The sequence below is a fragment of the Prodigiosinella aquatilis genome, from assembly GCA_030388725.1.
Classification (GTDB): Bacteria; Pseudomonadota; Gammaproteobacteria; order Enterobacterales; family Enterobacteriaceae; genus Prodigiosinella; species Prodigiosinella aquatilis.
On sequence record CP128857.1, the window covers coordinates 3,212,847 to 3,236,451 of the forward strand.

At 48.8% G+C, this 23,605-nt stretch carries 20 protein-coding genes; 4 read left to right on the forward strand and 16 right to left on the reverse strand.

The annotated features are described in order from the left end of the window. Positions 1 to 48: 48 nt before the first annotated feature. The 6 genes from PCO85_14890 to PCO85_14915 form a co-directional block, all read right to left on the reverse strand. Positions 49 to 549 (reverse strand): HyaD/HybD family hydrogenase maturation endopeptidase, encoded by a 501-nt coding sequence (locus tag PCO85_14890; protein ID WJV52510.1) that lies wholly within the window; start codon positions 547 to 549, stop codon positions 49 to 51. Further along, positions 549 to 2,255, reverse strand: a complete 1,707-nt coding sequence (gene hybC / locus PCO85_14895; GenBank protein ID WJV52511.1) for a hydrogenase 2 large subunit — start codon at positions 2,253 to 2,255, stop codon at positions 549 to 551. The genes PCO85_14890 and hybC overlap by 1 nt, the downstream gene beginning before the upstream one ends. Then, positions 2,233 to 3,432 (reverse strand): Ni/Fe-hydrogenase cytochrome b subunit, encoded by a 1,200-nt coding sequence (gene hybB, locus PCO85_14900; protein WJV52512.1) that lies wholly within the window; start codon positions 3,430 to 3,432, stop codon positions 2,233 to 2,235. The genes hybC and hybB overlap by 23 nt, the downstream gene beginning before the upstream one ends. Next, positions 3,419 to 4,441, reverse strand: a complete 1,023-nt coding sequence (hybA, locus tag PCO85_14905) for a hydrogenase 2 operon protein HybA (protein ID WJV52513.1) — start codon at positions 4,439 to 4,441, stop codon at positions 3,419 to 3,421. Before hybA ends, hybB begins: the two co-directional genes overlap by 14 nt. After that, entirely contained in the window at positions 4,438 to 5,565 is a 1,128-nt protein-coding gene (hybO, locus tag PCO85_14910; GenBank protein ID WJV52514.1) for a hydrogenase 2 small subunit, read from the reverse strand. Before hybO ends, hybA begins: the two co-directional genes overlap by 4 nt. A gap of 627 nt (positions 5,566 to 6,192) precedes the next feature. After that, complete coding sequence (locus PCO85_14915) at positions 6,193 to 7,785, reverse strand: ABC-F family ATPase (GenBank protein ID WJV52515.1); 1,593 nt, start codon at positions 7,783 to 7,785, stop codon at positions 6,193 to 6,195. Positions 7,786 to 7,963: 178 nt separating this feature from the next. Between PCO85_14915 and PCO85_14920 the strand changes: the two genes are divergently transcribed. Further along, positions 7,964 to 8,851: a PhzF family phenazine biosynthesis protein gene (locus PCO85_14920; protein WJV52516.1), complete on the forward strand. Its 888-nt coding sequence runs from the start codon at positions 7,964 to 7,966 to the stop codon at positions 8,849 to 8,851. A 44-nt stretch (positions 8,852 to 8,895) separates the two neighbouring features. Here the strand turns inward: PCO85_14920 and PCO85_14925 are convergent, their stop codons facing one another. Next, the gene (locus tag PCO85_14925; GenBank protein WJV52517.1) at positions 8,896 to 9,636 is read right to left on the reverse strand and encodes a 4'-phosphopantetheinyl transferase superfamily protein; all 741 of its coding nucleotides are present in this window, start codon (positions 9,634 to 9,636) and stop codon (positions 8,896 to 8,898) included. Positions 9,637 to 9,720: 84 nt separating this feature from the next. Between PCO85_14925 and PCO85_14930 the strand changes: the two genes are divergently transcribed. Both PCO85_14930 and PCO85_14935 read left to right on the forward strand, forming a co-directional pair. Then, the gene (locus PCO85_14930) at positions 9,721 to 10,587 is read left to right on the forward strand and encodes a 3-hydroxyacyl-CoA dehydrogenase family protein (GenBank protein WJV52518.1); all 867 of its coding nucleotides are present in this window, start codon (positions 9,721 to 9,723) and stop codon (positions 10,585 to 10,587) included. 44 nt (positions 10,588 to 10,631) lie between these two features. Then, a protein-coding gene (locus tag PCO85_14935; protein ID WJV52519.1) for an IS3 family transposase occupies positions 10,632 to 11,779 on the forward strand; the annotation gives its coding sequence in 2 pieces (ribosomal slippage) (positions 10,632 to 10,869 and positions 10,869 to 11,779; 1,149 coding nt in all). 678 nt (positions 11,780 to 12,457) lie between these two features. Here PCO85_14935 and PCO85_14940 read toward each other — a convergent pair. Further along, positions 12,458 to 12,772 carry a DUF883 domain-containing protein gene (locus PCO85_14940; GenBank protein ID WJV52520.1) on the reverse strand — a complete coding sequence of 105 codons (315 nt, stop codon included), beginning with the start codon at positions 12,770 to 12,772 and terminating at the stop codon, positions 12,458 to 12,460. A gap of 353 nt (positions 12,773 to 13,125) precedes the next feature. On the opposite strand from PCO85_14940, the gene PCO85_14945 reads away from it, so the two are divergent. Continuing rightward, on the forward strand, positions 13,126 to 13,323 hold the full coding sequence (locus tag PCO85_14945; protein WJV52521.1) for a DUF2892 domain-containing protein: 198 nt from the start codon (positions 13,126 to 13,128) through the stop codon (positions 13,321 to 13,323). A 210-nt stretch (positions 13,324 to 13,533) separates the two neighbouring features. On the opposite strand, the gene nuoN is transcribed toward PCO85_14945, so the two are convergent. The 8 genes from nuoN to nuoG form a co-directional block, all read right to left on the reverse strand. Next, positions 13,534 to 14,991 carry an NADH-quinone oxidoreductase subunit NuoN gene (gene nuoN, locus PCO85_14950; GenBank protein WJV52522.1) on the reverse strand — a complete coding sequence of 486 codons (1,458 nt, stop codon included), beginning with the start codon at positions 14,989 to 14,991 and terminating at the stop codon, positions 13,534 to 13,536. Between the two features lie 6 nt (positions 14,992 to 14,997). Continuing rightward, positions 14,998 to 16,533 (reverse strand): NADH-quinone oxidoreductase subunit M, encoded by a 1,536-nt coding sequence (gene nuoM, locus PCO85_14955; GenBank protein WJV52523.1) that lies wholly within the window; start codon positions 16,531 to 16,533, stop codon positions 14,998 to 15,000. 96 nt (positions 16,534 to 16,629) lie between these two features. Then, entirely contained in the window at positions 16,630 to 18,480 is a 1,851-nt protein-coding gene (nuoL, locus tag PCO85_14960) for an NADH-quinone oxidoreductase subunit L (GenBank protein ID WJV52524.1), read from the reverse strand. Further along, entirely contained in the window at positions 18,477 to 18,779 is a 303-nt protein-coding gene (nuoK, locus tag PCO85_14965; protein WJV52525.1) for an NADH-quinone oxidoreductase subunit NuoK, read from the reverse strand. Before nuoK ends, nuoL begins: the two co-directional genes overlap by 4 nt. Next, positions 18,776 to 19,336, reverse strand: coding sequence for an NADH-quinone oxidoreductase subunit J (nuoJ, locus tag PCO85_14970; GenBank protein WJV52526.1), 561 nt, complete (start codon positions 19,334 to 19,336; stop codon positions 18,776 to 18,778). The genes nuoK and nuoJ overlap by 4 nt, the downstream gene beginning before the upstream one ends. A gap of 10 nt (positions 19,337 to 19,346) precedes the next feature. Then, complete coding sequence (gene nuoI / locus PCO85_14975) at positions 19,347 to 19,889, reverse strand: NADH-quinone oxidoreductase subunit NuoI (GenBank protein ID WJV52527.1); 543 nt, start codon at positions 19,887 to 19,889, stop codon at positions 19,347 to 19,349. Positions 19,890 to 19,905: 16 nt separating this feature from the next. Continuing rightward, positions 19,906 to 20,880 carry an NADH-quinone oxidoreductase subunit NuoH gene (gene nuoH / locus PCO85_14980; GenBank protein WJV52528.1) on the reverse strand — a complete coding sequence of 325 codons (975 nt, stop codon included), beginning with the start codon at positions 20,878 to 20,880 and terminating at the stop codon, positions 19,906 to 19,908. After that, positions 20,877 to 23,603, reverse strand: coding sequence for an NADH-quinone oxidoreductase subunit NuoG (gene nuoG / locus PCO85_14985; protein WJV52529.1), 2,727 nt, complete (start codon positions 23,601 to 23,603; stop codon positions 20,877 to 20,879). Before nuoG ends, nuoH begins: the two co-directional genes overlap by 4 nt. Positions 23,604 to 23,605 lie beyond the last annotated feature (2 nt).

Here is a 23,605-nt window from a genome sequence, read left to right on the forward strand (position 1 = left end):
GTGTGTTGATCGTCCACCAACATAGCACTGTGTTCAGGCTTTTCCATATTACTCACAAGGCACCTCACTGCACTGACGCTCAGTCACTGTCACACCACCGTGCCGTAATGCGGCGACAATATGCAGCAACGCCGACTCTATCGCCGCTGTCGCCGTAGCAGATAACCCAATCCCTGGCGCCAACGAGTCAGGTTCTACGCCCACCAGCGTGAGTTGTTTCGGGAACTCACCAGTAAGTCGCAGTGCCATCAATACATCGGACAAGCCTAACTGGTGCGGGGATATTTTGCGGGTAAACAACGCCGGTACTTCGTCATCGTGTAGTACCACCACGTTTCCCGGCGCGTTTCCCGTCAGCACCGCATCCGCGACAATCAGATGATCACGGTCAGCCATGGTTTCAAGCAGCTCCATCCCCGACGTACCACCATCCTCAATATCGATGGCGGGCGTAAAGATAAAGCGCTGTTCCAACGCCTCAATAATACGCACACCGATAGCCTCATCGCTCAGCAACAGATTACCTATCCCCAACACCAGTATATTCATTACAGCACCTTCACCCGTGTGACTTCATTGCCGTTTACCGTATCCACCACGTGCACCGCGCAGGACATGCAAGGGTCAAACGAGTGAATGGTACGTACTACTTCCAACGGTTTATGCGGATCGGCCACTGGCGTTCCCACCAGTGATTGTTCATACGGACCTGCTTTATCTTCATAGTTACGCGGACTGGAGGTCCAGGTAGATGGCACAACCGCCTGATAGTTGGTTATCTTGCCGTTTTTGAACACCACCCAGTGCGACAACATACCGCGTGGCATTTCGCCGAAACCAACGCCGCGAAACTCGGTATCCGGAGAAAAATCCGGCTTAATGAAGGTCTCGTGATCACCTTTGCCAATGTTGGTTACCAACGCCTGCCATTGGTGTGCCAACGTATCCTTCAACACACAACAGTGTATGGTGCGGCCAATCACACGGCCCAATGTGGAATGCAGTTGTTTCTCTTCCAGCGTGCGACCACTGAGTTTCCGGTAAGCAGCGCCAAGCTGTGCGAAATGGGTTTCTGTATCCTTGTGTTTGGCAGCCAGACTGCATAACAACCAGGCCACTGGCCCTACTTCCACCGTGTTGCCATAGAACGTCGGTGATTTCACCCAGGAATATTTCCCATCTTCCTGCCAGCCCGTGTAATCAGGACGAGTGAGTCCCTCCCACGGCGCCAGGGGTTCGTCATCCTTGTACCAGGCGTGCTTACCACTCTCCTTGATGCCATCGATCAGGAACTTATCGTTATGACTGGTAATCGGCCGGAAGGTGGAAGGATTGCCGCTTTCAATATAGCCCCCCGCCAGCAGGAAGCTACCGCCCTTGTCATCGGTCGGCAATTCCGGCACGCTCAGATAGTGGTCAGCCCCACGACCCAACGTCAACCACTGTGGGTAATAGGCCGCAATAACGGCACAGTCCACTTTATAAACCTGCTCGATAAAATCCCCCAGCCGGTCAATAAAGCTTTTCACATACATCAGACGCTCAAGATTGAGCACACTCGGCGAATCCAGATTAATGGGGTTGGCAACGCCACCCACTGCCAGATTCTGGATATGTGGTGATTTACCCCCCAGAATCGCCACAATCCGGTTGGCGTCACGCTGACATTCCAACGCCTGTAGATAGTGCGCCACGGCAATCAGATTGACTTCCGGTGGCAATGCCATCGCCGGGTGCCCCCAGTAACCGTTGGCAAAGATCCCTAATTGCCCACTGGCGACCAGATCCTTCAGCTTCTGCTGCACCTTGGCAAATTCCGCGGCGCTATTGAGTGGCCACTCAGACAATCCTTTCAACAAATTAGCCGCTTTTTGCGGATCGGCTTTCAGTGCTGAAGTGACGTCTACCCAATCCAGCGCGGAAAGTTGATAAAAATGCACGATATGATCGTGAATACTATGTGACGCCAGAATCAGGTTACGGATGTATTGTGCATTAACCGGTACGTTCAGACCCAATGCATTTTCTACTGCACGTACAGAAGCAATCGCGTGCACTGTGGTACATACGCCACAGATACGCTGCACAATAATCCAGGCATCACGCGGATCGCGGCCCTTAACGATCTCTTCCATGCCGCGCCACATAGTGCCGGATGACCAGGCTTTGGTGACTTTCCCGTTTTCAATTTCGCAATCAATGCGCAGATGCCCTTCAATGCGGGTAATAGGATCAATGGTGATGCGTTGGCTCATGCTTTACCTCGGCCTGATGATTCTTATGAACGCCTTCCAGCGCGGGAAGTACCGGCAGCAGGCGGATTAACAAGATGTATGCGCAGATTTCAATCGCTACGAAACCGATAGAAATCAGAATTTCCTGCGCTTTAGGGAAATAGTGGTAACCACCACCAGGATTGAATGCCAGCAGTGAATAGCTCAATCGCCACAAAGCGGCGCCGAATAACATACTGACTGCACCGATAAACAGACAGCGCGAGTCGCGGCGACAACGCTCCAGACGGAACATCAGCAGCGGGAACAGCATCAGTGCCGATTCACACCAGAACATGATGGAGTAGCGATCAAATGCCAGCAGATAACTGGTCTTGTGGTGCCAGAAAATTTCGCCGAAACGCACCACCAGAAACAGTAAGACCAATACATCGGTGACGCGCGCCAACCGGTTAAACAGCACTTTTTCATCCGGTCCCCGTCCTTTCAGCCCCGCCTGCACCAGCGAGCCTTCGAAAATAACAATCGAGAATCCCATGATAAAGGCGGTCAACAGCGACAACAGCGGCAACAGTTCATAACTCTGCCACAGCGGATGCACTTTATAACCGGCGGCAATCATCAGCGACCCCATTGAGGACTGGTGCATGGTCGGCAGTAACGCCCCCAACGCGATGATAAAGAACATCACTTTATTCATCCGCTGGAGCGAAACCTTCCAGCCAAAGCGTTCCATGATGACCGGCGCAAACTCCAGGGCCATCACCCCGATGTAGATGGTCATACAGACCGCTGTTTCAAACAGCACCGATGAGGTGTTGAAGAAACCGGGAATGAAGAAGTACGGTAAATTCCAGTAACGTCCGACATCAATGGTGATGGACAGCCCCCCCAACGAATAACCAAACAGGCTGGCCAGCAGCGCCGGGCGTACCAATGGATGGTATTGACCACGGTTAAAGACATATACCGCCCAGGCTAACGCCCAGCCACCACAGGCGAACCCGGTTCCGACCAGCAGGTCGAAGGAGATCCAGATCCCCCACGGATACCCGCCATTCAGGTCAGCCACCGAGCCAAGCCCCAACACCAGACGTTTGAGAATAAGTACCGCACAGATCACCACAAACGGTGCCAGCAGCATCACGGGCCAACTGACCTGGCGCCCACCCAACGGACTTGCTTTATGCGCCGTCATGATCGTCCTCCTGTGACTTATCATGGTCCTGCCTGTCTTCACGGGTATTTCGATGGACCAGTACGGAAATCCCGGCTAATAACGCCAGTGGTAGCACCATGCCTTTATACAGCGTGTGTTGAATATGCTCGGAACGTTCGCCGGTAGAAAGCGCATCCAGTTTTGGCAAGTCCAGATTCTGGTAAGGCACTCCCGCCAACACCAGTACCTGAGTGCCGCCAGCTTCTTTTTCACCATAGACATAGCGATCATATTTCGGCACGGCGTGCAGATAGGTATCGTTTTTATCCAACATCTGACGCGGATAGTGATACTCATCACCCGGATTGAGTGCCAAACGACGTTTGGCCTCTGCCAGCAGATCCTCACGAGTACCGTAAATCACCGCGCCGGTAGGACAGACTTCAACACACCCAGGCATGCCGCCTTTATCCAGACGCTCAACACCGGGCTGATTACATAATTCGCATTTATGAATTTTGCCGAACGGATTTTCATAGTCATATTTCGGCACATCGAACGGACAGGCCACCATGCAGTAGCGACACCCGGTACAGATGTCGGGGTCATAGTGCACCACACCGGTTTTTGGGTCTTTCTTTAATGCGGAAACCGGACACACCGACACACAGTTAGGATCAACGCAGTGCATACACTGTTTTTTAATGTAAGCATAACCGTTTTGCTCCTGATCCTTGTTTTTACCATCACCCGAGCTCCATACCTGGATAATGTTATTGGTGTAAGGACTCAGTTTGTCGTTGTTGGACCAGGTCGGCGCACCGCCGGTGTAAATTTTACTGTTCGGGTTGTGTTCCAGATGGTTGACTTGCTGGCATTTGGTCACACATGCCTGGCAGCCGATACACAACGTGGAGTCATACAGCATCCCGAGTGCGCCGGGGATCGGCGGCTTATTGGTCGCCTCCGCCTGACTGGCCAGCGGTGTGCCAGCCAGTAACGCACCGGCAGAAGCCAGTTTAAAAAATTGCGTCTGTTCACGGCTCAATCCTCCCGGGATGATTTTCCGGCATCCTTCTGTTTTTGCTGACGTCCCAGTTCGCGTACCGCCATCAGACTGACACCCGCAACCGCACCTAGCACACCACCAATAAGCCCGGTCGCTGTCGCCGACCTCTGTCCACCTTCAGGACTGTTAGTTGCCGGCTTTTCAACTCGTGGCGTTGGATTCTCCACGTTAGCCAACTGGAAAATCCCTTTGGTAAAACCAATCCCTTTTTCGTTGCAGCCATAACATGGATGGCCAATCCCTACCGGCCAGATACCGCCGCCGATATCGCAGAACTCCAGCGTCGGACAGTTGCCATAGGTTTCCGGCCCTTTACAGCCCAGATGGTATAAACACCATCCCTGACGATGACCTTCATCACCAAACTCTTTGGCGAAACGACCGGCGTCGAAATGCGGGCGACGTTCACAGTTTTCATGAATCAAACGACCATAGGCGAACATCGGACGATTGTGACTATCCAGGGCAGGGGCGCGGTGATAGGTAATAATATGGGCTACAGTGGCCAGGAAGTTGTGTGGATTAGGTGGACAACCGGGGATGTTAATGACCATTTTACCCGGTAATACGTCCTGCAAGCTGACGGCACCAGTCGGGTTTCCTCCCGTTGCCGGAACGCCGCCCCAGGAGGAACAGGAACCGATGGCAATGATGGCCGCAGCGTTTTCTGCTGCGTTACGGATATGTTCGACAATCGGCTTACCCGCCACCACGCAGTAGATGCCACCGTCTTTTATCGGTATCGACCCATCCACCACCAGTACATATTTCCCTTTATATTGTTCAATAGCGTGGTGTTTGTTCTCTTCTGCCTGTTCACCAAAAGCAGCGGACAGCACTTCGTGATATTCCAACGAAATGGTATTTAACAGCAAAGTCTCAACAGTCGGGTGAGTCGAACGCAATAATGATTCAGTACAGCCGGTACACTCCTGAGCACCAATCCAAATCACCGGTGGACGCTGCGGTGATGTAATGGATTGCGCTATTTCTGCCGCAGCTGAATCAGTCAACCCCATGGTTGCGGCGAGTGCTGCACATAACTTCATAAAATCACGACGATTAACGCCGTGATGGGAAAGCATTAAATTTTCCCCACTCATTTTTTATTATTCTCCTGTAACTCAGACGGAGTAACATGCGGATGTGTGGGAATATGGTAATGAGGAAATTAGTTTAACCGACTTGATCTCTATCAATCCGCAGGGGAATAACCCTCTTATTTATGTATATTCTGTGACTGTATACACATGCTGTCTTTTTAAATTTTTTTTCATCAGGTGAAATGAGAAATTATCGCAATCACTCGTTAAGACCACTATTTTCACTTTTACTGGTAGTGCTTAATCGATTTAACGCAGATAATTACTCAAAAATAAAATAAAATAAAATACCATGTTGATTTTAGTGGATTTCTATTAAAACTGCTGATGCTCGTTTTGTTATTTTAACCTGTATTTATTACCATGAGGCTTATATTCACCGCTGTATTATAGTTACTTTAAATACTTTAGTTTAAAAAGCAAAAAAGTCTGACGGATATTATCTTTTCCTAAGCCAGTAACACACTCTCTAGGCGCAAGTTTTAGTGGCATTCACGATATTCATCGCTGTTTTCATACTGAAATAGATTTAATCTTACCAAGTCGAATCCGACATCAGATGATAAAAAAGGTAGCGGAGATTCCTCCACTACCTTGAGTAATTACCATGTATATTGACGCTAACGATTACTCAATACCACGGCTACGCAGGTAATCTTCGTAATTACCGGAAAAATCCACCACTTTCTGCGGTGTAATTTCCAGAATACGTGTCGCCAATGAGCTAACGAATTCGCGGTCGTGCGACACAAACAGTAACGTACCTGGGTACATTTCCAGCGCCATGTTCAGTGATTCAATGGATTCCATATCCAGATGGTTAGTTGGTTCGTCCATCACCAATACATTCGGACGCTGCATCATCAGCTTGCCAAACAACATACGGCCTTTCTCTCCGCCGGATAATACCTTGACATTCTTTCTGATATCGTCCTGAGAGAATAGAAGACGACCCAATACACTACGCACCGCCTGTTCGTCATCCTTTTCCTGCTTCCACTGACTCATCCAGTCAAATACGGTGAGATCTCCCTCAAACTCATATTCATGATCCTGAGCGTAATAACCAATTTTTACATTCTCAGACCATTTCACCGTACCGGCATCCGGTGGTAAATCACCAACCAGTGTTTTCATCAGCGTCGATTTACCAATCCCGTTATTACCGAGAATAGCCACCTTGTCACCGACTTCAATCAGCAATTTTAGCTGGCTGAACAGTGGCCCATTATCAAAACCCTTAGTCAGTCCTTCCACTTCCAATGCGTTACGGAACAGTTTTTTATCCTGTTCAAAACGGATGAATGGATTCTGGCGGCTGGAGGCTTTCACCTCTTCCAACTGGATTTTCTCTATCTGACGGGCTCGGGACGTCGCTTGACGGGATTTGGAAGCATTGGCACTAAAACGGCTGACAAATGACTGCAATTCAGAGATCTGCGCTTTTTTCTTGGCATTATCCGCCAGCAGACGCTCACGAGATTGCGTCGATGCCGTCATATACTCGTCATAATTTCCGGGATAAATACGCAACTCACCATAATCCAGATCCGCCATATGGGTACATACCATATTCAAAAAGTGACGGTCATGGGAGATGATGATCATGGTGCTGTTACGTTCATTCAGCACCTGTTCCAACCAACGAATCGTGTCAATGTCCAGGTTGTTGGTCGGTTCGTCCAACAGCAGAATATCAGGATCAGCAAATAATGCCTGTGCCAGCAATACACGCAACTTCCAGCCAGGTGCAATTTCACTCATCATCCCATAGTGCTGTTCCAGTGGAATACCGACGCCTAGCAGCAACTCACCAGCACGGGACTCGGCAGTATACCCATCCATTTCGCCATATTTTATTTCCAGATCAGCGACTTTATACCCATCTTCTTCGCTCATTTCCGCCATGGAATAAATATGGTCACGCTCTTCCTTTACCCTCCACAGCTCAGCGTGTCCCATAATCACCGTATCCAGCACAGTATGGTTTTCAAACGCAAACTGATCCTGACGCAGTTTCCCCAATCGTTCATTAGGTTCGAGAAACACGTTGCCCGCGGTCGGTATCAGATCACCGCCAAGGATTTTCATAAAGGTGGATTTACCGCAGCCATTGGCACCGATCAACCCATAGCGGTTACCATTGCCAAACTTCACGGAAATGTTTTCAAATAGCGGCTTACTGCCGAATTGCATCGTAATATTATTGGTACTTAACACAGCACTTACTCACGTTAGAATGTGATTTGGCGCGCATTATGCCATAAGCCGGAGTCAGAATCCCGGTCAGATTTGTGTGAGTTTTAATCTCTTCTGACCCAATGTTTATCCCCTACAGGACAAATGTCTTTCAATAACTATAAGATGGGCACTTCCATTGCCCAAAAAGGAGTGCCCAATGCCGTCAGAACGTAAGTTTAAGCAAGTCGATGTCTTCACTCACCTTGCATACAAAGGCAACCCATTGGCCGTCATACTGGATGCTGACGGTCTGAGTGATGAGCAAATGCAAGATATCGCGCGCTGGACCCACCTTTCTGAAACCACCTTTGTATTTCCACCTACCGACCCGATAGCCGATTATCAGATACGCATCTTCACACCGGTATCAGAATTCCCCTTTGCCGGGCACCCCACGCTGGGCACCGCACATGCCTTATTGGAAGCAGGACTGAAACCCCATGTTTCCAACCAGCTTATCCAACAGTGTGGCATTGGCCTGGTATCCATTAATATCGCCGCCGATGGTCAGCTCGCGTTTCGGGCACCCGAGGCGAAGATTGACCTCCTCCATGAGGACCAGTATTCCCTGCTTAACACGATACTGGGAAATAATTTGAGAGACAGACAATACGCACCTGCCACGGTACGTATAGGGGTTTGCTGGACTACGGTACGCATGGAAACAGCAACAGCCTGCCTGAATGTCCGGCCCAATCTGGCATCGCTTGAATCTCTGCTTCAACAGTGCCAGTCCAATGGATTGGCCCTCTATGGACCTCATGACCACACAATGCAGGACGATTATGAAGTCAGAGTATTTACCATAGAGAATGGACAACTGGTTGAAGATCCGGTGACAGGTAGCGCCAATGCCTGCATCGCCCGGTTACTACAAATGGAATATTATCCAGGTAACATGGACACAAAGCTGAAGCTGAGTTACAGCGCTCGTCAGGGCACAATGCTCAATCACAGTGGACGAGTGAAGGTAGCTTATATCGATGGACATCCCTGGATCGGAGGATACAGCCAGACCCTTATCGACGGTATTATCAAAATCTAGCATTACTCATCAAAATACGAATAATGCCGCACGGCTAAAATCACTCACCCGGAAATATTTTTGTGTTCAATCAGGCACAACGTGGTGACGCCGCTTGCCGACTCGTTAAACCAGACCTGCAGCTGCACGCCCTCGCAGTAGGCGTCAGCCAGATTCTCCGCCAGTTCGAAACATAATGAATTCTGCGGCAGATCCATACTTATCAACTTAGCCGCAGAAAAATTGAAATACCGTCCCACCGCCGGATATAGCGCTTTGAATATGGATTCTTTGGCAGAAAAAATATGCGTAAAGTATTTATCCAGCCCTTCACTCATCGTGTTAACCAGCCACCGTTCACGCTGATCGAGTACAACATTGCCAAGCTCTTCTGCTGCGTTTGCCTGAACAACCCAATTTTCTGTATCGACTCCAACTGCGGCATAATCTTTTTTCTTGGCGACAATACACACGGCGCTATCGTTACTGTGGCTGATCGACCCCAGCAAATGTTCCGGCCATATCGGGCACCGGTTGCTATCGCTAGACACATTAAACTGTTGTATTCCCATTTCTGTAAGACACTGCTTTGCCAAATAACGACCAGCAAAATATTCGGCGCGCCTTTTTCTTATCGAACACTTCACCGTGGCCGGCAGGAAAATATTTTCTTTTATAAACAAGTCGTCATCAAACTGACTGATATCGAACCAGCAATTGGCGACATGTAAATTCGCGTTATACACTAAAGGAGAAACCGTCAGTTTTATAAATTGAGTCAGCAGAAATGAGCTAGAAAAAGACATTGTTATTTGCTCTACCTTTCCTGAACGTCATTAAGTTTCTATCGTAATGCCAAGAAAATCTTGGTACAAGAATAAGGATCTAACATGATCGGTAAAGTTGCCGTTATCGGTGCGGGTGTCATGGGTACCGGCATCAGTCAGGTATTAGCAGAGCATCATATTGATGTCATCCTGGTGGATCTGGAGCAAGCTATTCTGGAACAGGCCCTGACAACAATCCGGCAAAATATTCGGCTAAATATGTTGATGGGCAAAATGAATCGGGATCTGGATTTGGACGTCCTGTTTTCATTTATTCACATGACAACGTCACTAAATGATATACAAAATGTTGATTTTGTTATAGAAAATACCACAGAAAAATGGACTACCAAAGCAAGAATCTATCCTGAGATAGATGATATTTGCCCTCCTGACTGTATATTTGCTGCCAATACTTCGGCCATTTCAATTACCCGCCTGGCCGATTTAACGCGGCGAGCAGACAAAGTGCTGGGCATGCATTTTATGAATCCGGTTCCGCAGAAACCGATAGTCGAAACCATACGAGGAAAACACACCAGCGATACCACCATTGATCGCGCAGCATCATTCCTCGCTCAGATTAATAAACGCCACATTGTCGTGAACGATGCTCCTGGTTTTGTCGCCAACCGTATTTCCCATCTATATATCAATGAAGCTATCAGGGTCGTGCAAGAAAAAATCGGCAGTGCTGAACAGGTCGATGCCATTTTTAGGCAATGTTACAACCATGAAACCGGGCCATTGGAAACGGCTGATTTAATTGGATTGGATACCGTATTACTGACACTGGAAGCGTTATATCAAAGTTTAGCGGATCCCAAATTCCGCCCGGCTCCGCTATTACAACAGATGGTAGACGCCGGTCTGTATGGCAGAAAGTCTGGTCAGGGCTTCTATAAATATTATGAATCGCCACGGGTTTAACAAACACTTCGGAGTCATTTAAGATGACTTAAAGAGAGGTGCCCATGAACGGTAAGCGTTATCCCAAAGAGTTTAAAATTGAAGCAGTCAAACAGGTTGTTGATCGCGGTCATTCTGTTTCCAGCGTTGCAATACGTCTCGATATCACCACCCACAGCCTTTACGCCTGGATAAAGAAGTACGGTCCGGACTCATCCACTAATAAAGAACAGTCAGATGCTCAGGCCGAGATCCGCCGGCTCCAGAAGGAACTGAAGAGGGTTACTGACGAGCGGGACATATTAAAAAAAGCCGCGGCGTACTTCGCAAAGCTGTCCGACTGAAGTACGCCTTTATCCGTGACAACACCTGTTGCTGGCCTGTTCGCCTGCTCTGCCGGGTGCTGGATGTTCATCCCAGTGGCTTTTACGCCTGGCTTCAGCAGCCGCATTCTCAGCGCCACCAGACAGATCTGAGACTGACGGGCCAGATCAAACAGTTCTGGCTGGAGTCCGGTTGCGTTTATGGCTATCGCAAGATCCATCTGGACCTGCGGGATAGCGGGCAACAGTGCGGAGTGAACCGAGTCTGGCGACTGATGAAGCGTGTCGGGATAAAGGCTCAGGTCGGGTACCGGAGCCCGCGGGCACGTAAAGGCGAAGCCAGTATCGTGTCGCCCAACAGGCTCCAGCGACAGTTCAATCCGGATGCTCCGGATGAGCGTTGGGTAACGGACATAACCTACATCAGGACCCACGAAGGCTGGCTGTATCTGGCCGTGGTTGTTGACCTGTTCTCACGTAAGGTTATCGGCTGGTCAATGCAATCCCGGATGACAAAGGACATTGTCCTGAACGCACTGCTGATGGCTGTATGGCGGCGTAATCCCCAAAGACAGGTGCTGGTTCACTCGGACCAGTGCAGTCAGTACACAAGCCATGAGTGGCAGTCGTTCCTGAAATCACACGGCCTGGAGGGGAGTATGAGCCGTCGCGGTAACTGTCACGATAACGCGGTTGCAGAAAGCTTTTTCCAGTTACTGAAACGCGAGCGGATAAAGAAAAAGATCTACGGAACGCGAGAAGAAGCCCGCAGTGATATTTTTGATTACATCGAAATGTTTTATAATAGTAAGCGTCGGCATGGTTCGAGCGATCAGATGTCGCCGACAGAATATGAAAACCAATATTATCAACGGCTCGGAAGTGTCTAGATTATCCGTGGCGATTCACTAGTAAGATTTTTAGGATATAGCCTATTCCATGTCAAGAAACTCCAATGTAATTAAATCCACTTCTGAATTATTCACAATAACGCTTATCTCCGTATTTAGTGAGCAATGCTCAGACTATTCTTTATAAAATCAATGCACAAAAGTCGGCACAGAGTATACGATGTAATACTGCTCTATCATCAGATACCACGATTTTCTCAAAAATAAATATCTCTTTTTCAAGGTTTACTGGAACTGATCCTGACCCGGAATCCTGCTCCATTCAGAAACAGAATTCTGACGTGATGAAGATTCTCCTGAACGGAGGTGGTATCGATGAAAAAGTCACGATTCACCGAAGCACAAATTGTCTTTGCCCTCAAGCAGGCTGAACTTCCTTGTTCTACTGCCAGTGCACAGGACTAGTTCGCCTCGGACACGACGAAGAACCTTAATATCCTGTTGTTCAACGGTTTTTATAGCAACAAAATGAGTACCGGCGTACAGCAAGTCTCACCGATTGCCAGGGCTTCATTAACATCGTTTTTCTGATGATGTGCTAATGCTTTGACATGTTGGGTGAGAATAAGCCGGACGAGAAAACCCATTGATTGAAAAGTGCGCCCCAGTAATGAGAAGTGGCGCAGACTTCCATCGCAATTAGCATATCGGTAGGGACTATTTTTTCGCCAGCAAAACACCTAGTACCAAACCAACGGTTGCCCCGATTCCAACCCCATACCAGGGATTGTCATGCAGATAAATATCCGCTTTATCAGCAACCTGCTTTGCTCGTTGACAATAACCATCAGACATATCATTGAGATGTGTTTTTACCTGCTGTAATGAAGTCTCAGCTTTCTTTTTCAACTCCTGATAAGTTTTGTCTGCATAATCACCCGAATAACGCACTATCTCTTCTAATATTTCAGATAGCAGTTTCAAATCATCCTCAATATGGATTTCTCCAGGCTGTTGATGGATCGACGCCATGATATTCTCCTATTTGTAAAAGATTTTTTTACTCTCAGTAATTAACTATAGATAATTTCACACAACTAAGACAGGACTGCCGGATCATTGTATTTATGGGATAAGAAAAGCGAGGTGCTAACCGGTGGGATCGTAATTACGCACCAACAAGTCAGGCCATGTGACTTGCTATTACAGTAGTATGTCCTAAATTGTATAAGTCTAAGTAATAAAAAGAAAATGACTACAAGATAGTCTGTGTGCTGCTGATAATGCACTAGAATTGTAATGTACTCACCGTATAAACCGGCGCTGAGATAACGTGCCGGTAGATCACAATGGTTTTGTCATCAAATTTTCAATGAGGAAAAATTATGAAATTGAATGTAGGTGGTGTGGATCGTATCGTCCGTATCATTATTGGCCTGGTGCTCATCGCACTGGTCGCAACTGGCACGATCGGATGGTGGGGCTGGATTGGTGTTATTCCATTTCTGACGGGAGTGGTGGGATTTTGTCCGCTCTATCCGTTAATGGGAATCAATACCTGTTCATTGAAGTCAAAGAAATAACATCCAACCCAATGAATCCAGCCAGATTTATTCTGGCGATGGATATGAAATGAATACTTGCCGAGATTGATATCAATACATGTAATCGTATTCACAATGTAGTCTCTTTAAAAAAACACCCTGTAACCTACCGCTACAGGGTGGAGTGACCATTTCATTACGCCGTCGGTATTATCCCTTCGGCGTTTTAAATATCTACAGTGACGACAGTTACATCAGTGGTTGAGCCATCTGCACCAGAGAAATCAATGGCTGCGGGTACAGACCAAAGAACAGAACCATAACAGCGGAAATCAGCACCACAATACCACCAGCAGTTAATGCCCAGTTGCTCGGTGTATCACGGTTCAACGTCTGAGGTGCACTAAGATACAAGCTCACCAAGACACGCAGGTAGTAATAAAGACCAATTGCACTCCCCACAACCACTGCGCCGGTCAACCACCATAAGTGGGCATTCACACCCACTGCCAACACATAGAACTTACCGAAAAACCCTAAGGTCATCGGAATACCGGCGAGGGACAGCATCATCACGGTCATTACCGCTGACAGGATCGGTTTATGCCAGAACAGCCCTCGATAAGAGAACAAGGAGTCAGCATCTGACCCACGGTATGGGCTGGACATCAAGCTGACGACACCGAAAGCGCCTAGGCTACTGAACAGATATCCTGCCAAATAGACACCTATTGTTTCCAATGCCAACTGGTGCGATTGTACTGCAATCAATGCCACCAGCAGATAACCGAGATGCGCGATAGAAGAGTAGCCCAGCAGACGTTTAATATTACTCTGCGCCAACGCCATCAGGTTACCGAACAGGATAGAGGCGAAAGCAATCACGCCAAGCGTCAACCGAACAGACTCGCTATCCACCACCGGCGCATACAGGAACAACCGCATAACCGCACCAAAGATAGCAATCTTGCTGGCCGTTGCCAGGAATGTTGAAACGGGTGCCGGCGCACCTTGATAAACGTCTGGTGTCCAGAGGTGGAAAGGTACCAGCGACAGCTTAAAGCCAAGCCCCACCAGCATCATTCCCAGCCCGACCATCAACAACGGTTCATGTAGTTGGTGATCACTCAGGCTTTTGCCCAGGCTGGCAAAACTCAGATCGCCAGACTCAGCGTATATCAGTGCCATGCCAAACAGCAGGAAAGACGATGCTGAAGCAGAGAGCAACATGTACTTGATACCTGCTTCCAGTGACCGTTTCTGACGGAAAGCATATCCCACCAAACCAAACAACGGGAGCGAGATAAGCTCAATACCAATGAACAATGAAGCCAGATGATTGGCGGTGGCGAGCAAAAGGCCTCCCATCGTTGCAATCAGAACCAGCAAGTAAAATTCATCACGATTGTCTGGATAGCCTTCCAGCCATGAATAGGCAAAAGTACTGGTTGCCAGACTGGCTAACAACACCAGCCCGGTATAGAACATGGAAAAGCCATCAACCCGAATCAGTGGAGTAACGTCTGTTGGCCCTACCTGACTAACCAGATAAAGGGAAAACAACGCGATATTCAGGCCAATAACCGTAAGTGTTGCGTTGACAAAATGGTTGCGTCGCCACGCAATGCACAGCATCACAACCACTACTGTCAATCCAACGATTAACAGCGGCGATAGCGCGATCAGTTGTTGAGGAGTTATTGTCATGGCGAATTACAGCCTTGTTGTTGAAATTATTGAACCCGGGACCGATGACATGAACCAATGCTGAATATTGGTCATCGCTGCGCTGGACGTATCCAGAATCGGCTGTGGGTATATACCCAATAGCACCAGCAAAACAACCAGTAGCATAATGAGCGACAGTTCACGTATGCTCATGGCTTGCACCGGCTCATCAGATTTTGGAGAGCCATAAAAAGCACGCTGCATCATGGCCAATGCGTAGATAGACGCAAACACCAAGCCAAAGGTCGAAATAACCGTAATCATTGGCACAATCTGATAGCTGCCGAACAGCATCATGAATTCACCGACAAAGTTACCGGTGCTCGGCATCCCTAATGTGGCCAAAGCAAAGAACAGAGACAACGCCGGCAGGTATTTGATACGTGCCCATAATCCACCCATCTGACGCATGTCGCGGGTATGCAGACGCTCATATAATTGGCCACAGATAATAAACAGACCGGCAGCAGACAAGCCATGTGCAATCATCTGGATAACGGCCCCTTGATAGGCCAGTTGACTGCCGGAATAAATGGCAACCATCACGAATCCCATATGGGAAACAGAGGTATAAGCGATCAAACGCTTGATATCGGTCTGCTTGAATGCCATCCAGGCACCATAGAAGATACCGACGACACCTAACCACATGGCGATAGGTGCAAACTCATGTGAAGCATACGGGAACAGAGGCAGACTAAAACGCAATAGACCGTAAGCCGCGGTTTTCAGCAAAATCCCTGCCAGGTCAACAGAACCGGCTGTTGGTGCCTGGCTATGTGCATCCGGCAGCCAGCCATGTAATGGCACCACCGGCATTTTGACCGCAAACGCGATGAAGAATCCCAGCATTAGCAGGTATTCGACGCCGTGAGACATTTTGGTATGCAACAAATTCGTATAGTTGAATGTCCAGACGCCAGTCGCATTGTAGTGCACAAACACCAGCGCCAGAATGGAAATCAACATCACCAGACCACTGGCCTGGGTATAAATAAAGAATTTCGTTGCCGCGGCAATACGCGTTTTACCATCAGAACCTTTGTGCCCCCACAAAGCAATCAGGAAGTACATGGGCACCAACATCATTTCCCAGAAAAAGAAGAACAGGAACATGTCGATAGCCAGGAACACACCGATTACACCACCGAGGATCCAAAGCAAGTTCAGATGGAAAAAGCCCTGATAGCGCTGAATCTCACGCCATGAGCACAGAATAGCCAGCACACCCAGCAGGCCTGTCAGTACCACCATCAACAGTGATAGGCCATCTAATGCCAGGTGAATTGAAATACCAAAACGCGGTATCCACGGCATATCAAATTCAGATTGCCATTGTGGCAGACCGGTTGGTACCGCCAGTGAGTATCCCCCCTGCAGCCATAACTGCAGAGACAGTACCAGTGTCAATCCCATAGAAATCAGCGCGATCCAGCGCGGCACTTTAGTACCGAAACGCTCGAACTGCCAACACAGCAGACCGCCGATAAAGGGGATAAGAATTAGCCAAGGTAGTAGCATGGCGTTTTGTGTCCCTAGATTAAAGAAAACTGAAAACTTGCTGCCGCGGGTTATCCCTGCAGGAATAACCCGCCCTTCACATCACCACGTCACCGTTTATACCAGCAACAACAACGCCAGTACGACAACTGCGCCTAAACTCATGGAAGCGACATACCAGCGCAATTGGCCATTTTCACTGACGATCAAGCTATGGTTGCCCCAACGGGCAAACACCGCCGGGATATTCATCAATGAATTCAACGGATCGCGCCGCAACAGCTTCCCGATAGCCAGATACGGTTTGACAAAAATCTTGTCATACAACCAGTCAAAACCCCAGGCATAGAACCACCAGATGGTAAAGAACCGTCCCAGTGCGCTGTTTGCCACACTGTTGACCAACTGACGCTTCCCTAACCACAGTGCTGCTGCCACCAGAATACCCACAATCGCCACGATACCTGATGTCATCTCCAACCTCAGCACCTGACTGTGTCCAAGATGAGTCGTTTCAGGCAACACACCTTGTAAAGGTGGAACGATCAATGCTCCGACAAAGGTGGATAATATCAACAAGGCCAACAGTGGAAGATGATGAGAAAGGCCTTTTCCAGCATGTGCTTTTATCTTTGCTTCACCATGGAACACAATGAAAATCATGCGGAAGGTATATAACGAGGTCATAAAGGCCCCCACCAAACCGGCAAACATTAAATTGACATGGCCATTAGCCCAGGCACCTGCAAGGATTTCATCTTTACTGAAGAAGCCGGCCGTCAATAATGGCAACGCGGACAATGCCGCGCCTCCCACCAGGAAACAGACATAGACCAGTGGGATGGTTTTACGTAATCCACCCATTTTGAAAATGTTCTGTTCATGATGACAAGCCAAAATGACCGAACCGGAAGATAAGAAGAGTAATGCTTTAAAGAATGCATGCGTCATCAGATGAAAAATAGCGGCATCCCACGCCTGCACACCCAGAGCCAGGAACATATAGCCAATCTGACTCATGGTGGAATAGGCAAGCACGCGTTTAATATCGGTCTGCACCAAAGCCGCAAAACCAGCCAACAATAAGGTCGCGGCACCTACCAAGGCGACCAGATTCAGTACCTCCGGTGCCATCAGGAACAAACCATTAGTACGGGCTATCAGATAAACACCGGCGGTTACCATGGTCGCGGCGTGGATTAGCGCAGATACTGGGGTCGGGCCAGCCATCGCATCAGCCAGCCAAGTCTGTAATGGCAACTGAGCTGACTTACCAACCGCGCCACCCAACAGCATTAAGGTTGCCCAGGTAATGACCGAAGAACCTTCTGCTAGTCGCTGTGGTGCAAGCACCATCAGCTCACGGAAGTTCAACGTACCCAGTTCTTTGTAAAGGATGAACAGTGCAATCGCCAGAAACACATCCCCGATACGGGTCACGATGAAGGCTTTCATCGCCGCAGCACCATTGCTTGGGTTCAAATAGTAGAAACCGATAAGCAGATAACTACACAACCCTACACCTTCCCAACCGAGATACATCAGCATCAGGTTATCGGCCAGCACCAAGATTACCATGCTGGCAATAAACAGGTTGGTATAGGCAAAGAAGCGGGAATACCCCTCTTCACCACGCATATACCAAGAGGCAAACAGGTGAATGAAGAAACCGACGCCAGTGACAACCGACAACATGGTCAGAGACAATCCATCCAGCGTTAGGTTAACGCTGATGTCAAAGTTCCCGACTGCCATCCAGGTCCACAGATGCTGATTGAAAAATACGACACCGCCGCCATGCTGGTGGCTAATGAAGTCGGCAGCGATATAACACGTCACTAATGCCGCTAGACCAACGGATCCGACACCTATCGTGGCGGAAAAATTTTCCGACCAGCGACCACGAGAAAATGCCAGCAACAGAAATCCAATTAGCGGAAATAAAATAGTTAAATAGAGTAAGTTCATCCGCGCATCTCACTGACTGTATCAATATTCAGAGTATGACGACGACGATACAACTGCAGCAACATCGCCAGACCGATACTGGCCTCTGCGGCTGCCAGAGTAATCGCCAGAATATACATAATCTGACCATCTGGCTGTCCCCAGTAGCTACCGGCGACAACAAACGCCAGCGCAGCCGAGTTAATCATGATTTCAAGGCTGATCAACATGAACAGCAAGTTGCGACGGATAATCAGTCCGGTCAGCCCTAAAATGAAGAGGATGGCAGCCAGAAGCAAACCATGCTGTAGCGGAATCATGCCCGTTCCCCCGTTATTTTTTTATCAACATCCTGATTCACCGATTCTTTACTGATCAATTCGCCATGTTTGTCTTCACGTCCGATGTGGAAAGCCACAACTAGCCCGGCGAGCAGCAGCATAGATGCTAGCTCAACGGCCAGTACATAAGGTCCGAACAGGCTGATACCGACAGTCTTGGCATCAACCGTATTGCCCACGATACCTTGATCGGTAACGCTGAAGATACCTTTGACAATCACACCGAACAGGAGCAGAGACAATATGCCAGGGCCGATCCAGACACTGGGTTTCAGCCATATTTTTTCCTGCTCTACCACGGAATTACCCAAGTTGAGCATCATTACAACGAAGACGAACAGCACCATGATGGCACCAGCATAAACGATGATTTCCAATGCACCGGCAAAGTAGGCGCCCAATGAAAAGAAAACACCCGCTACGGCTAACAATGAAACAATCAGATAAAGTAGTGCATGTACTGGATTGGTATGAGTAATGACACGTAATGTCGCCAATACCGCAATTATCGCAGCTGCATAAAAAGCGAATTCCATGCTTGGCTCCTTAAGGCAGCAGGCCTTTGACATCAATGGGTTTGGCTTCGTTTTCTGCTTCGCCTTTTCCTTTCCCATTAACTGCCATGCCGGCCATCCGGTAAAAGTTATATTCCGGATACTTACCCGGCCCCGAGATCAGCAGATCTTCTTTTTCGTACACCAGATCCTGACGTTTGAATTCACCCATTTCGAAATCAGGCGTCAACTGTATTGCCGTGGTTGGACAGGCTTCCTCACACATACCGCAGAAAATACAGCGTGAAAAGTTAATGCGGAAAAATTCCGGATACCAGCGCCCATCCGTCATTTCCGCTTTCTGTAAAGAAATACAGCCCACTGGGCAAGCTACAGCACACAGGTTGCAGGCAACACACCGCTCCTGACCATCGGGATCACGCGTCAGTACAATACGTCCACGATAACGTGGTGGCGGATTGACTGGCTCTTCTGGATACATCTTGGTTTCACGTTTTTTGAACGCGTTGGAACCCACCATGCAGATACTGCGAATCTGGGTGCCGAAACCAATCACTAGCTCTTTCAATGTCATGGTTTATTCACCCTTGTTAAGCGTTATACAAAATGACCGCGGCTGTCGCCAACAGGTTAAGGAGCGTTAACGGCAAACAGATTTTCCATCCGAAGGCCATCACCTGGTCATAACGCGGACGGGGTAAAGAAGCACGAATCAGGATAAACATCATCATGAAAAAGGCCGTTTTCAATGCGAACCATATAAATGGCGGTAGGAACGGGCCATGCCAGCCACCGAAGAACAGCGTGACGATCAATGCGGAAACCGTAACAATACCAATGTACTCGCCCACGAAGAACAGACCGAACTTCATACCTGAATATTCAATATGATACCCATCGGCCAGTTCCTGTTCGGCTTCTGGCTGGTCAAACGGATGACGGTGACAGACTGCAACACCCGCGATAGCAAAAGTAAGGAAGCCAAAAAACTGAGGAATGATATTCCATAAGTGGGCTTGCGAATCAACGATAACCCCCATATTGAAGGACCCTGCCCGAGCGACCACCCCCATCAGCGACAACCCCAAAAATACCTCATAACTCAGGGTTTGCGCCGATGCACGCATCGCGCCCAGCAACGAATATTTATTGTTACTGGACCAGCCGGCGAAAAGTACGGCATAAACCGCGAGCCCGGCCATCATCAGAAAGAACAGTAATCCGATATTCAAGTCTGAAACCATCCAGGTAGGACTTACCGGAACGATGGCAAAGGACAGTAATAATGCGGTAAAGGCAATCATCGGTGCCAAGGTGAAAATCACCCGATCAGCAAATTTTGGTACCCAATCTTCCTTGAAGAACATTTTGATCATATCAGCGACCAATTGTAATGAGCCGGCCCAACCAACCCGGTTCGGTCCATAACGTCCCTGAAACAATCCAAGCAGACGACGTTCGCCCATGCTCATGAATGCTCCACACGTCACCACAACCAGCAGGATAACAATTGCCTTACCTACAGCGATCAAAATATCCATTGTTTCCGGTGTTAACCAGCTCATTGCGCGGCCTCCTGCATCTTCTCAACAGTCGCACCCGCCAGCACCGGGGCAATACCCGGGAAGCCTAACGGCAAACCGACTTGCCCTTGACCTAATTCTTCACTCACCCGTAAAGGCAAACGTAACGTTTGACCATCACAGATAATCTCCAGCAAGGTCCCGGGATTAACCCCCAACTGAGCTGCATCAGCGGAATTCACCATCACATAAGGTTGTGGCATGCGTTGCTGAATAACAGCTGAACGCTGAGACATCTCTTCGCTGCCGAACAAGTGATAGTAAGGTACGACACACCACTGCCCGGACTGAACCACAAACGGCGCCGGAATATGGTCAAAATATCCCAGGGTATCGTCACCCGCTTCAATAAGACGTACACCCGGATCACCATGACGCAGCTGTCCGCCCACTTCATTCTGGAATTTGTTCCAGGCTTGAGGTGAGTTCCAACCTGGAGCCCACGCAAATGGAATCTCCTGGCGGTCGGAAATTGGACTATTATTCCCTTCCATTGAAAAAGCGAACATGGTGTCTTTATCTTGGGGTTGCCGTGGTTCGTGCACGCTTATGTTGGCACGCATTGCAGTACGTCCACTGGACCGATTAGGGGAACGAGCCAGTTTTTGTCCATGGATGCGGAAGGATGCGTCAGGCGCAGCCTGTTTGATCGCAGCCAGTTGTGGCAGTGCACTAACACAGGCATCAATGACATGATCGAGCTGTGTCCAGTCAACCTGACGGCTATGGTAAGTAATATACAATGCGTGCAACCAACGCCAGCTTTCCAGCATCACTACTTTGTTATCATAATAAGTGGGGTCATATACCTGGAAGAAGCGTTGTGCGCGACCTTCCTGATTAATTACCGTACCATCACTTTCGGCAAAACTGGCTGATGACAGAATAAGACTGGCCTTGTCCATAACATCAGTATGTTGATGATCCAATACCAGCAGGTTGGTTACTTTCGCCAAGGCGGCATCTATCCGAGCCGCTGGCGCATGACGGTACAAATCATTCTCAAGGACCACGACACTATCAGCGTCGCCACTCTCTAGTTGAGTCAATGCTTCATCCAGCGAATGACCGCCCACCATAGTGAGGCCAATACTGTTTACCGCCGTCGCCACATACGTAAGACCAACATCAGCACCGCGCCCTTTCAACGCTTTTGCCACATTGGCAGCCGCCGCGATGATTTCTTCGCTACCCGCATTGGTACCGGAAATGATCAGCGGTTTTTTCGCGCCAGCCAGCGCCTGCACGATAACATCTATTTTTTGCTCCAAATCTGGAGCCAGATCGGTAACCGCCGGTGCGGCGTTATCCAATGCATGAGCAATGGCAAAACCGAGGCGAGCCTGATCGACAACCGGGGCACAATAACGCCATGCAGCGATATCATCCAAACGGGTGCTATCTACATTAGTAATGAACAGGGGATGCTTGGCATGCTGACCGATATTCAGAATAGCGGCAATCTGCCAGTCAGCTACTTTCTGGGCTGCGGCCATTTCACGGGCTTTACCTTTTACCGCCTGACGGACTGAGAGTGCAATACGGGCACCAGTTTGCGTAAGATCTTCACCCAATATCAGAACAGCATCATAGCTTTCGATTTCTCGTAAGGATGGGCTGTGTATACCACTTTCACGCAATACTTTAAGAATCAGTTGTAGCCGGTTCTGCTCACTCTGGGCAATACCCGTGTAAAAATTCTCGGCACCGACCAGCTCACGTAACGCGAAATTACTTTCCACACTGGCGCGAGGAGAACCGATACCAATGACTTTCTTCGCCTGACGCAATACATCTGCCGCCCCTTGAAGAGCCTGATCAGCATTCAGTGCGATCCAGTCATCACCACGACGCTGTAACGGCTGGCGCGGGCGATCTTTCAGATTGACGTAACCATAACCAAAACGACCTCGGTCACACAGGAAATAGTGGTTAACACTACCATTGTACCGATTTTCGATACGTCGCAGTTCGCCATAACGCTCACCCGGACTGATATTACAACCGACGCTGCATTGTTGACAAATGCTGGGCGCAAACTGCATATCCCATTTACGGTTATAGCGTTCAGAGTGTGTTTTATCGGTAAAAACACCAGTAGGACAAACTTCCACCAGGTTACCGGAGAATTCACTCTCCAGTGCGCCATCTTCCGCACGACCGAAATAGACATTGTTATGCGCGCCATAAACGCCCAGATCAGTACCGCCCGCATAGTCTTTGTAATAACGCACACAACGGTAACAGGCAATACAGCGGTTCATTTCATGAGAGATGAACGGCCCCAGATCTTGGTTATGGTGAGTACGTTTGGTGAAACGGTAGCGACGGGTATTATGCCCAGTCATTACCGTCATATCCTGCAAATGACAGTTCCCCCCTTCCTCACAAACCGGGCAATCGTGGGGATGGTTAGTCATCAGAAACTCCACCACGGTTTTACGGAACTGTTTGGCTTCGCTATCCTCGATAGCAATATAAGCGCCATCAGTCGCAGGCGTCATACAGGACATTACCAGGCGACCGCGGGTATCTTCCGCGTTCTGGTATTGCTTAACCGCACACAGGCGGCAAGCACCGACGCTCCCCAGCGCCGGGTGCCAGCAAAAGTAGGGAATATCAAGTCCCAGAGAAAGACACGCCTCCAGTAGGTTGTCCGCTCCGTCCACTTCATATTCTTTGCCGTCTACATGAATCGTTGCCATAG

What these genes read in the sequence shown, in the direction of transcription:
- nuoM (WJV52523.1), bottom strand. Translation starts at nt 16,533, where the DNA reads ATGCTACTACCTTGGCTAATTCTTATCCCCTTTATCGGCGGTCTGCTG.
- PCO85_14930 (WJV52518.1), top strand. Translation starts at nt 9,721, where the DNA reads ATGATCGGTAAAGTTGCCGTTATCGGTGCGGGTGTCATGGGTACCGGC.
- nuoG (WJV52529.1), bottom strand. Translation starts at nt 23,603, where the DNA reads ATGGCAACGATTCATGTAGACGGCAAAGAATATGAAGTGGACGGAGCG.
- nuoJ (WJV52526.1), bottom strand. Translation starts at nt 19,336, where the DNA reads ATGGAATTCGCTTTTTATGCAGCTGCGATAATTGCGGTATTGGCGACA.
- nuoL (WJV52524.1), bottom strand. Translation starts at nt 18,480, where the DNA reads ATGAACTTACTCTATTTAACTATTTTATTTCCGCTAATTGGATTTCTG.
- PCO85_14945 (WJV52521.1), top strand. Translation starts at nt 13,126, where the DNA reads ATGAAATTGAATGTAGGTGGTGTGGATCGTATCGTCCGTATCATTATT.
- nuoN (WJV52522.1), bottom strand. Translation starts at nt 14,991, where the DNA reads ATGACAATAACTCCTCAACAACTGATCGCGCTATCGCCGCTGTTAATC.
- hybB (WJV52512.1), bottom strand. Translation starts at nt 3,432, where the DNA reads ATGACGGCGCATAAAGCAAGTCCGTTGGGTGGGCGCCAGGTCAGTTGG.
- PCO85_14890 (WJV52510.1), bottom strand. Translation starts at nt 549, where the DNA reads ATGAATATACTGGTGTTGGGGATAGGTAATCTGTTGCTGAGCGATGAG.
- PCO85_14920 (WJV52516.1), top strand. Translation starts at nt 7,964, where the DNA reads ATGCCGTCAGAACGTAAGTTTAAGCAAGTCGATGTCTTCACTCACCTT.
- nuoH (WJV52528.1), bottom strand. Translation starts at nt 20,880, where the DNA reads ATGAGCTGGTTAACACCGGAAACAATGGATATTTTGATCGCTGTAGGT.
- hybO (WJV52514.1), bottom strand. Translation starts at nt 5,565, where the DNA reads ATGAGTGGGGAAAATTTAATGCTTTCCCATCACGGCGTTAATCGTCGT.
- PCO85_14925 (WJV52517.1), bottom strand. Translation starts at nt 9,636, where the DNA reads ATGTCTTTTTCTAGCTCATTTCTGCTGACTCAATTTATAAAACTGACG.
- nuoI (WJV52527.1), bottom strand. Translation starts at nt 19,889, where the DNA reads ATGACATTGAAAGAGCTAGTGATTGGTTTCGGCACCCAGATTCGCAGT.
- hybC (WJV52511.1), bottom strand. Translation starts at nt 2,255, where the DNA reads ATGAGCCAACGCATCACCATTGATCCTATTACCCGCATTGAAGGGCAT.
- nuoK (WJV52525.1), bottom strand. Translation starts at nt 18,779, where the DNA reads ATGATTCCGCTACAGCATGGTTTGCTTCTGGCTGCCATCCTCTTCATT.
- PCO85_14940 (WJV52520.1), bottom strand. Translation starts at nt 12,772, where the DNA reads ATGGCGTCGATCCATCAACAGCCTGGAGAAATCCATATTGAGGATGAT.